Genomic DNA, 9,705 nt, shown 5'->3' with positions numbered 1-9,705 from the left:
ACCAACGATCTCGGACCGGACGGGATCGAGGCGGCTGCCCGCGCGCTGGCCGAAGAGTTCGGCGCCGCCCTGTCGGTGATCACCGGCGACGCGCTCTTGGCCGAGAACTTTCCGATGATTCATGCGGTCGGCCGCGCGAGCGCCGTCGCCCCGCGCCTCATCGACATGAGCTGGGGCCCGGCCGATGGCCCACGCGTGACACTGGTCGGCAAGGGCGTCGCCTTCGATACGGGCGGCCTCGACATCAAGCCGGCCTCCGGCATGCTCCTGATGAAGAAGGACATGGGCGGCGCTGCGAACGTCCTTGGCCTCGCGCGCATCGTGATGGGCGAGGGCCTGCGGGTGCGCCTGCGCGTCCTGATCCCCGCCGTCGAGAACGCGATCGCAGGCAACGCCTTCCGCCCCGGCGACATCCTCCGGAGCCGCAACGGCAAGACGGTCGAGATCGGCAACACGGATGCGGAAGGCCGGCTCATCCTTGCCGACGCGCTATCGCTCGCCGACGAGGAGGCGCCCGAGATCCTGATCGACATGGCGACGCTGACGGGCGCCGCGCGCGTCGCGCTGGGACCCGACCTGCCGCCCTTCTACACGGACGACGAGGCACTGGCCGCCGCGATCGCCGATGCTGCCGCTGCCGTGCACGATCCCCTCTGGCGCCTGCCGCTCTGGAAGCCCTACGCGAAGAACCTCGCCTCCAAGATCGCCGACATCAACAACGTCACCACCGATGGTTTTGCCGGTTCGGTGACGGCGGCGCTGTTCCTGCAGGGCTTCGTCTCGCAGGCGAAGTCCTGGGTGCATTTCGACGTCTTCGGCTGGCGGCCGCAGGCCGGGCCGACGGGACCGGCGGGTGGCGAGGCGCAGGCGATCCGCGCGCTCGCAAAAGTTCTGCGCGAGCGCTATCCGTCCTCTTGAAACGGCCTCAATTCCTCTGTCCTCTGACCGAACCGGCTCCGAAACGAGGGCCGGTTCGGGGTGGGGACCGAGGATGGGTATCGAAATCCGGCCGGCGCAGGCGCTTCGCCTGCTCCACGGCAACGCATTGAAGCAGGCGCGCGATTCAGGGCCCGACCTCACCACGCGCCAGACCGCGATCCTCCTCACCGTCTATCTCGAGCCGCCGCCGCACACGGTGCGCGGTCTCGCCGAGCGGCTGAAGGTGACGAAGCCGGTCGTTACACGGGCGCTGGACACGATGGGGCGGATGGAACTCCTGGAGCGTCGCCGCGATCCGGCGGACCTGCGCAATGTCCTCGTGCGCCGCACCGTCAAGGGCAGCCTCTTCGTATCGCAGATGGCCGACCGGCTGGTCGACGAGGCGGGAGGGCTGGCGCGATGACGGTGGCTCTCGATCGACGCCTTCATGCCGCACGCCCGGACCTTGCCGACGAACGTCTACGCGGGCGTGTCGAGGCCGAACGCTTCGTGGCGGGCGAGGCGGCCCATGTCGACGCGCCGCTCGCCGACCTGCGCCGTCATCCCTCGCCCGATGCAGCTTTAGAAACGCAAGCGCTGCACGGCGAGGCCGTGACGGTCTTCGAGGAGACGCCGGAGGGCTGGTGCTGGGTCCAGCTGGAGCGCGACCGCTATGTCGGCTGGATGCCGACCGCCGCGGTCCTCGCCGGCCCGGCACCCGAAGCGACGCACCGCGTCGGCGTGCCGCGCACCTTCGTGTTTCCCGGGCCCGACATCAAGCGCCCGCCGATGCGCGAGCTGATGCTCGGCGCGCGTGTCGCCGCGCGCGGCGAGGCGACCGATCCCAACGCGACCTACACGCTGGTCGCACCGTTCGGCGCGATCGTCTCGCAGCACCTGGAGCCGATCTCCGCTGTTGCGCCGGACTTCGTTTCGGTGGCGGAAGGGTTCCGCCAGGTGCCCTATCTCTGGGGTGGCAAATCGCCGTCCGGCATCGACTGCTCCGGTCTCGTCCAGCTGTCGCTGCAACTGTCCGAGATCGAGGCGCCGCGCGACACCGATCTTCAGGCGGCATCGCTCGGGCAGGCGCTCGTCCCAGGCGAGCCGTTGCGGCGCGGCGACCTCGTGTTCTGGCGCGGCCATGTCGGCATCATGCTCGACGCCGAAACGCTGCTCCACGCCAACGCCCATCACATGATGACGGCCGCCGAGCCGCTCGCGACGGCCGAGGCGCGGGCGCTCGCCAAGGGCTCGCCCGTCACCGTCCGGCGGCGTCTCGGCTGATCAGTAGCCCGCGCTGCGGTTCACGACGTTGGTGAGGCTCTCGCCGCGCCGGTGCGCGGCGATCTGCGCCATGATGATGGGCGCGAGCGCGGCGGGGTCGGAGGAGGCTGCGGCGTGCGGCGTCACGAAGACGCGCGGATGGCGCCAGAGCGGGCTGTCGGTCGCCAGCGGCTCGCGCTCGAAGACGTCGAGCGAGGCTTCCATCAGTCGCCCGTCGTTCAGGGCCCGCAGGATCGCTGAATCCTTCTGGAGACCACCGCGGCCGGCATTGACCAGCGAGGGCGTGCCGAGCGGCGTCTCGCGCTTCAACTTCGACAGGAAGCCGTCGTCGATCATGCCACGCGTCTCCGACGTCAGCGGCAGGAGGACGACGAGGATGTCGGCGCGCGACAGGATCGCGTCGAGACCGGCGTCGCCGTCGAAGCACTCGACGCCGGCGATCGTCTTCGGCCGGCGGCTCCAGCCCGAGACGCGAAAGCCCAGCGCCTTCAGCTTCTCGGCGGCGTCGCGCCCGAGTTCGCCGAGGCCGAGGATGCCGACCTCGATCTCGGACGCCGCCGGCTGGCGCCGCTCGTTCCAGATCCGCACCGCCTGCTGCGCACGGTAGGTCATGCCGCGGCGGTGATGATCGAGGACGCGCCAGACGACATATTCGCTCATGCGGGCGGTGAGATCGTCCGCCACGATGCGAAGGATCGGCACGTCCGGCAGGGTCTTGTCCTGCAGGATGTGATCGACGCCTGCGCCGAGCGAGAAGACGGCGCGAAGGTTCGGCAGGTTCGACAGGACGCCCGGCGGCTGCTTCCAGACCACGGCGTAGTCGATGCTCTCGTCGGCGGCGCTCGCCGGGCGCAGCACGATGGTCTCGCCGGGCGCGGCGGCGAGCAGCGCCTCGGTCCAGCGCGAGGGATCGAAACCGGTGACGGAAAGAAGAATGCTCACGTGTCTCGGTCCGTTTGCGTCGAATCGGCGAGGAGTTTCGCATGGGCGCGGCCGTGGCGCGCGAACCAATGTGTCGCTGCGACCAGGAACCCGTTCTGCACGGCGCCGCGATCGACTGCGGCCAGCAGGTCCTCGAAGGGGGCTGCGATGGCGAGGATGTCCTCGTCCTCATCGGCCTTGCCGCCCCGGCCGGAGAGTTGGCTGGTATCGACGATCGCAAGGAAGATCATCGCGAGTTCGTCGGTAAGCCCCGGTGTCGATAGGACCGAGAAGCAATGGGCGACGGCGCTCGGCACCAGCCCCGTTTCCTCCGTCAGCTCGCGCGCGGCGCCGCTCGACGGGTCCTCGCCCTCGTCGATGCCGCCGGCCGGCAGTTCCAGTGGCGCGGCATGCGGCGTGGCAAGGGCCGCGCCGATGCGGAACTGGCGGATGACGACGATCGCATCGCGAGCGGGATCATAAGGGATGACCACCGCGCAGCGCCCGCCGCGCACGAGCTCGCGCCGCACGCGGGCGCCGCGTGCGTCGCCGAGCGGCTCGTGGCTGAGGGTCAGCACGTCGAGCGGACGGAAGCCGTCGAAGACGCGTCGCTCCTCGCTGACCGTGAAGTCGAGCGGCTGGTCTTCGAGCCGGGAGCGGTAGGTCGGCGCGCTCACTGGGCGACGTCCTCGCCGGCGGCCGTCTCGATGCGAAAGGCGGCGGCCATCAGGGCCTTGGTGTAGTCGGTCTTTGGGCGCTCGAAGATTTCCTCCGAGGTGCCGCGCTCGACCACCTCGCCGCCCCGCATCACGATCACCTCGTTGGCGAGCGCGCGCACGACCTTGAGGTCGTGGCTGATGAAGAGATAGGCGAGGTCGTGCTTACGCTGAAGATCGCGCAGGAGGTCGACGACCTGCGCCTGCACGCTCATGTCGAGCGCCGAGGTGGGCTCGTCCAGCATCACGAAGCGCGGATTGAGCACCATGGCGCGGGCGATCGCGACACGCTGGCGCTGGCCGCCGGAGAACTCGTGCGGATAGCGGAAGCGCGTCGCGGGATCGAGGCCCACTTCCTCCAGCGCCGAGACGACGCGCGCGTCGCGCTCCGCCTTCGAGAGCTTCGGCTGATGCACCTGCAGTCCCTCCGCCACGATGTCGGCGATCGGCATGCGGGGGCTGAGCGAGCCGTAGGGGTCCTGGAACACGATCTGGATGCGGTCGCGCCAGTCGCGCATCTCGCGGCTGGATTTCGTGTCGATCCGTTCCCCGTCGAAGCGGATCTCGCCCTCGCTCGCGATCATCCGGCAGAGCGCAAGGCCGAGCGTCGTCTTGCCCGACCCGGATTCGCCGACGACGCCGACCGTCTGGCCGGCACGCACGGCGATATCGATGCCGTTGACGGCCTTCACGTGGTCGGTCACGCGGCGCATGAGGCCGGTGCGCACGGGGAACCAGACCTTCACGCCCTTGCCTTCCATGACGAGCGGCGCGTTGGCGTTGGCGGCGGGCGGGCGACCCTTCGGCTCGGCCGCCAGAAGATGCTTGGTGTAAGCGTGCTGCGGGTTGGCGAAGATGTCGGCGGTCGGCCCGGTCTCGACGATCTCGCCGCGATACATCACGCAGACCCGGTCGGCGATGCGCCGGACGATGCCAAGATCGTGGGTGATGAAGAGAAGGCCCATGTCCCGCTCGGCCTGCAGCTTCTTCAAAAGTTCCAGGATTTGCGCCTGCACCGTCACGTCGAGCGCGGTCGTCGGCTCGTCGGCGATCAGGAGGTCCGGCTCGTTGGCGAGCGCCATCGCGATCATCACGCGCTGGCGCTGGCCGCCCGACAGCTGATGGGGATAGGAGCCGAGCCGCTTCTCGGGCTCGCGGATGCCGACCTGATGAAGAAGCTCCAGCGTGCGCTCGCGCGCGGCCCGGTCGGACAGGCCGCGGTGGATCTTCATCACCTCGCCGATCTGCCGCTCGATCGTATGGAGCGGATTGAGCGAACTCATCGGCTCCTGGAAGATCATCGAGATCTTGTTACCGCGAACGCCGCGCAGCGCCTTGTCGTCGGCCGTGATGAGGTCGCGCCCCTCGAAGACCACCGCGCCGCCGGGATGGCTGGCCGAGGGATAGGGCAGGAGCTTCAGGATCGACAGCGCCGAGACGGACTTGCCCGACCCCGACTCGCCGACGAGCGCCACCGTCTCGCCCTTGTGGATCGCGAAGGACACGCCTTTGACGGCCAGACTCGTCTCGCCGTTCTGATGGAAGGCGACCTTCAGGTCGCGCACGTCGAGAAGCGGTGCGCTGGCGGCGGGGCGGGGGGCGATCTGGCTCAAGCGGCTCTTGATCCTCTCAGGCCGGACGGGGATGGGCGGCGTGGGCGTGATCGTGCCCGTGATGCCCATGGTCGTGATGATGCGCATGATCGTGGGCGTCGTGAGAGCCGTGATCGTGCCCGGCATGGTCGTGGACATGATCGCCGCCGCAGGCCGTGCCGGCGTCGGCGCAGCGACCGTGCTCGAGTTCCACCGTCGCGTGGTCGATCCGAAAGTCGGCGCTCAGCATCGCCTTCACGCGGCGCACCACGGCGGTGCCGTCGGCGCCTTCGGGCACGCAGACATGGAGCGTCGCGGCGCGCCGGCGCGGCGTGATCATCCAGACATGGACATGGTGGACGTCCTCGATCCCGGGTATCCGCGCGCGAAGCTGCCGCCCGACCTCCGCGCCGTCGACGCCGGCCGGAGCGCCTTCCAGGAGAACATGCGCGGATTCACGCACCAGCCGCCAGGCGTTGGTAAGGATCAGGAGGCAGACGAGGACGGACAGGATCGGGTCGATCTGCGTCCAACCCGTCGCCAGGATGACGAGCGAGGCGACGATGGCGGCGACCGAGCCGAGAAGGTCACCTATCACGTGCAGCAGCGCGCCGCGCATGTTGAGGTCTTCCTTGTCGCCCCCGTGGAGCACGAAGAAGGCGCCGATATTGACGAGGAGGCCCGCGACGGCGACGGCCAGCATCGGGCCGGCCAGGATCTCGACCGGCTCCGTGAATCGACGCCATGCCTCGTAGATGATGAAAGCGGTGATGCCGAAGAGCACGAGACCGTTGGAATAGGCCACGAGGATCTGGAAGCGGTCGTAGCCGTAGGACCGCCTGGCGTCGGCCGGCCGAAGCGCGAGGCGCGCGGCGGCAAAGGCAAGGACGAGGCCCGCGAAGTCCACGAACATGTGTCCGGCGTCGGCGAGAAGCGCGAGTGAGCCGGAGATCACGCCGCCTGCGATCTCCGCCAGCATGAAGAGGCCGGTGAGGGCAGCCGCGATGCCGAGCCGCTTGTGGCTGGCATGCGCGGCGTGGTCGTGGTGATCGTGGCCGCCGTGATCGTGCGAATGGCCGTGATGGTCGCTCATGACGGGATCACCGGAAGCTCTTGCGGGGGTCGAAGGCGTCACGCACCGCCTCGCCGACGAAGACGAGAAGCGACAGCATCAGGGACAGGACCACGAAGCCGGAGATGCCGAGCCAGGGCGCCTGCAGGTTGTTGCGCCCCTGCGCCAGGAGTTCGCCGAGGGACGGCGAGCCCGGCGGCAGGCCGAAGCCGAGGAAGTCGAGCGAGGTCAGCGTCGTGATCGAGCCGTTCAGGATGAAGGGCAGGAAGGTGAGCGTCGCGACCATCGCGTTGGGCAGGAGGTGGCGGCCCATGATCGTCCAGTCGCCGACGCCAAGCGCCCGCGCGGCATTGACGTATTCGAAGTTGCGCGCGCGCAGGAACTCGGCCCGCACCACCCCGACGAAGGCCACCCACGAGAACAGGAGCATGATGCCGAGGAGGATCCAGAACCCCGGTGGCAGGATCGCGGCGACGATGAGGAGGAGGTAGAGGACCGGGATCGACGACCAGATCTCGATGAAGCGCTGGAAGAGAAGATCGACCCAGCCGCCGAAATAGCCCTGCACGGCGCCCGCGAAGACCCCGATCACGGCGGACGCCGCGGTGAGGATCAGGCCGAACAGGACCGAGATGCGGAAACCGTAGATGAGGCGGGCGAGGACGTCGCGCGCCTGATCGTCGGTGCCGAGCCAGTTCCAGTTGCCGACGGTGCAGTTGGGATCATTGACGCCCTGGCTGTAGCGCGCGCAGCGCTCCTCCTTGGAGAAGGTCCACGAGGGCGGGGACGGCGCGGGCGTCGGGATCTCGTTGTTGACGCTCTGATAGGAGTAGCGGATCGGCGGCCAGATCATCCAGCCGTTGGCGGCGATCTCGTCCTGGATGAACGGGTCGCGGTAGTTCGTGACTGGCAGGAAGCCGCCGAAGACCTCCTCCGGATAGTCGGTGAAGATCGGCGCGTAGTACTCGTTCTTGTAGGAGATCAGGATCGGCTTGTCGTTGGCGACGAACTCGGCGAGCAGCGTCACGACGAAGAGGATCGCGAAGATCCAGAGCGACCACCAGCCACGCCGGTTGGCCTTGAAGTTCTGCCAGCGGCGCTGGTTGAGCGGCGACAGGCGGGACGGCGTGCCGAGGGCGACGATCGGCGGGGCGTTCTGGGCGACGCCGCTCGCGCCCCCTTGCGCCTCGCGCAGTGTCGCGGGCTCGGGCGGGCGATCCTTGGCGTTCCGTTCTTCCACGGTATCGGTCATCGGATCAGACCTCCCGCCGCTCGAAGTCGATACGCGGATCGATCCAGGTGTAGGTGAGGTCGGAGATCAGCGTCGTCAGGAGCCCGATCAGCGAGAAGATGTAGAGCGTGGCGAAGACCACCGGGTAGTCCCGCTTGTAGATGCTCTCGAAGGAGAGGAGGCCGAGCCCGTCGAGCGAGAAGATGGTCTCGATGAGGAGCGATCCGGCGAAGAAGGCCGAGATGAAGGCGCCGGGAAAGCCCGCGACAATGATCAGCATCGCGTTGCGGAAGACATGGCCGTAGAGGACGCGGCGTTCGGTGAGGCCCTTGGCGCGTGCGGTCGTCACGTACTGCTTGCGGATCTCGTCGAGGAACGAGTTCTTCGTCAGTAGCGTCGTCGTGGCGAAGGCCGAGAGCGACAGCGCGATGAGCGGCAGCGTCAGATGCCAGAAGTAGTCGACGATGCGCTCCGGCCAGGACAGCTGCGCCCAGTTGTCGGAGGTGAGCCCACGTAGCGGGAACCAGTCGAGGAACGAGCCGCCCGCAAAGAGGACGATCAGGAGCACCGCGAAGAGGAAGCCGGGGATGGCGTAGGCCACGATGATGACGGCGCTCGTCCAGGTGTCGAAGCGCGAGCCCTCGTGCAGCGCCTTGCGGATGCCGAGCGGGATCGAAATCGCGTAGGACAGGAGCGTAATCCAGAGGCCGAGCGAGATCGAGACCGGCAGCTTCTGGATGACGAGATCGACGACGGTGGCGTTCGAGAAGAAGCTCGTGCCGAAATCGAAGCGCGCGTAGTTCCAGATCATCTCGCCGAAGCGCTGCCAGGCCGGCTTGTCGAAACCGAACTGTTCGTTCAGCCGCTGGATGAACTCGGGGTCCAGCCCCTGCGCCCCGCGATAGCCCGACGTGTCGCCGCTCTGCGCCGCCGCGTCGCCGCCCCCGCCGCCGAGCCGGTCGGCCGCGCCGCCGCCCTGACCCTGAAGGCCGGCGATCACCTGCTCCACCGGGCCGCCCGGCGCGAACTGGATGACCACGAAGGACACGGCCATGATGCCGAGCAGGGTCGGGATCATCAGGAGCAGACGTCGAAGGATGTAGGCTGCCATTCAGCGGTCCCGTTGTGCGAAAGCGTCGGAGGGCGCGATCAGGCCCGCCCGGCCGCCTTGGCCTTGGATTCGTCGTACCACCAGAGCTGTTCCACCGGGAAGCCGTAATCGGGCTTGGTCGCCGGCATGCCGAACATGTCCCACCAGGCGACGTTGTGGCCTTGGGCGTGGAGGTTGGGGATCCAGTCGAGCCGCCAGCGCAAGACGCGGTCGAGCGCGCGCATCAGGACGGTGAGGTCCTCGCGCGTCTTCGCCTCGCCGATCCGGTCGAGAAGCGCGTCCACCGCCGGGCTCGCCATGCCGGGATAGTTGTAGGACCCCATCCGGTCGCGCGAGGTGGAGCCGAAGAAGCTCGACAGGCTTTCGCGCGTCGGCGTGCCGTTCAGGCCGAAGCGGCAGAGGATCATGTCGAAGTCGAAGCGGCTGAGGCGGTCCTGGTACTGTGCGGCATCGACGACGCGCATCGTGGCGTCGACGCCGAGCAGCTTCATGTTCTCGACCATCTTGCCGTAGACGCGGCCCTGCTCGGGGTCGTTCAGGAGGTATTCGAGACGGAACGGCTGGCCGGCGGCATCGACGAGGCCCGAGCCGCGACGCGTCCAGCCGGCGGCGGCGAAGAGCTCCGAGGCCTCCCGCAGGATGCGCCGGTCGCGCCCCGACGCGTCGGTGACGGGCTGCGTCCAGACCTCGCCGAAGACCTCGGGCGGCAGGTCGGCGCGCAGCGGCTCCAGCACGGCTTGCTCCTCGGGCGAGGGCGCGCCGGTCGCCACGTAGTCCGACAGCTCGAACGGCGACTGCGAGTGCAGCCGCAGGCCGAACAGGAGGTTGGCGTTGGTCCACTCGAAATCGAAGCACAGGTT

At 68.5% G+C, this 9,705-nt stretch carries 10 protein-coding genes; 3 read left to right on the top strand and 7 right to left on the bottom strand.

Translation table 11 applies throughout. The features are described 5' to 3' along the window. The 3 genes from QZ753_RS04415 to QZ753_RS04405 all read left to right on the top strand — a co-directional run. A partial coding sequence (locus tag QZ753_RS04415) for a M17 family metallopeptidase (RefSeq protein ID WP_294641480.1) occupies positions 1 to 918 on the top strand: 918 nt, incomplete at its 5' end. 73 nt (positions 919 to 991) lie between these two features. After that, positions 992 to 1,342 carry a MarR family transcriptional regulator gene (locus tag QZ753_RS04410; RefSeq protein WP_294641479.1) on the top strand — a complete coding sequence of 117 codons (351 nt, stop codon included), beginning with the start codon at positions 992 to 994 and terminating at the stop codon, positions 1,340 to 1,342. Next, a complete protein-coding gene (locus QZ753_RS04405; protein WP_294641478.1) occupies positions 1,339 to 2,202 on the top strand; it encodes a C40 family peptidase in 864 nt (287 codons plus the stop codon). Before QZ753_RS04410 ends, QZ753_RS04405 begins: the two co-directional genes overlap by 4 nt. On the opposite strand, the gene QZ753_RS04400 is transcribed toward QZ753_RS04405, so the two are convergent. The 7 genes from QZ753_RS04400 to QZ753_RS04370 form a co-directional block, all read right to left on the bottom strand. Continuing rightward, positions 2,203 to 3,144: a glyoxylate/hydroxypyruvate reductase A gene (locus QZ753_RS04400; protein ID WP_294641477.1), complete on the bottom strand. Its 942-nt coding sequence runs from the start codon at positions 3,142 to 3,144 to the stop codon at positions 2,203 to 2,205. Continuing rightward, positions 3,141 to 3,800 carry an NUDIX domain-containing protein gene (locus QZ753_RS04395; protein ID WP_294641476.1) on the bottom strand — a complete coding sequence of 220 codons (660 nt, stop codon included), beginning with the start codon at positions 3,798 to 3,800 and terminating at the stop codon, positions 3,141 to 3,143. The genes QZ753_RS04400 and QZ753_RS04395 overlap by 4 nt, the downstream gene beginning before the upstream one ends. Continuing rightward, positions 3,797 to 5,521: an ABC transporter ATP-binding protein gene (locus QZ753_RS04390; protein WP_294641481.1), complete on the bottom strand. Its 1,725-nt coding sequence runs from the start codon at positions 5,519 to 5,521 to the stop codon at positions 3,797 to 3,799. The genes QZ753_RS04395 and QZ753_RS04390 overlap by 4 nt, the downstream gene beginning before the upstream one ends. Further along, positions 5,469 to 6,524 (bottom strand): cation diffusion facilitator family transporter, encoded by a 1,056-nt coding sequence (locus tag QZ753_RS04385; protein ID WP_294641475.1) that lies wholly within the window; start codon positions 6,522 to 6,524, stop codon positions 5,469 to 5,471. The genes QZ753_RS04390 and QZ753_RS04385 overlap by 53 nt, the downstream gene beginning before the upstream one ends. Before the next feature lie 7 nt (positions 6,525 to 6,531). Next, positions 6,532 to 7,755 carry an ABC transporter permease gene (locus QZ753_RS04380; RefSeq protein ID WP_294641474.1) on the bottom strand — a complete coding sequence of 408 codons (1,224 nt, stop codon included), beginning with the start codon at positions 7,753 to 7,755 and terminating at the stop codon, positions 6,532 to 6,534. Positions 7,756 to 7,759: 4 nt separating this feature from the next. Then, positions 7,760 to 8,845: a microcin C ABC transporter permease YejB gene (locus QZ753_RS04375; RefSeq protein ID WP_294641473.1), complete on the bottom strand. Its 1,086-nt coding sequence runs from the start codon at positions 8,843 to 8,845 to the stop codon at positions 7,760 to 7,762. 38 nt (positions 8,846 to 8,883) lie between these two features. Continuing rightward, positions 8,884 to 9,705 (bottom strand): ABC transporter substrate-binding protein (locus QZ753_RS04370; protein WP_294641472.1); only part of this gene is annotated, 822 nt, incomplete at its 5' end.

The sequence above is a fragment of the uncultured Aureimonas sp. genome (genome assembly GCF_913775355.1).
In the GTDB taxonomy this organism is placed as follows: Bacteria; Pseudomonadota; Alphaproteobacteria; order Rhizobiales; family Rhizobiaceae; genus Aureimonas.
Note: the sequence above shows the minus strand (reverse complement) of the source record. Positions and strands in the feature narration are given on the sequence as shown.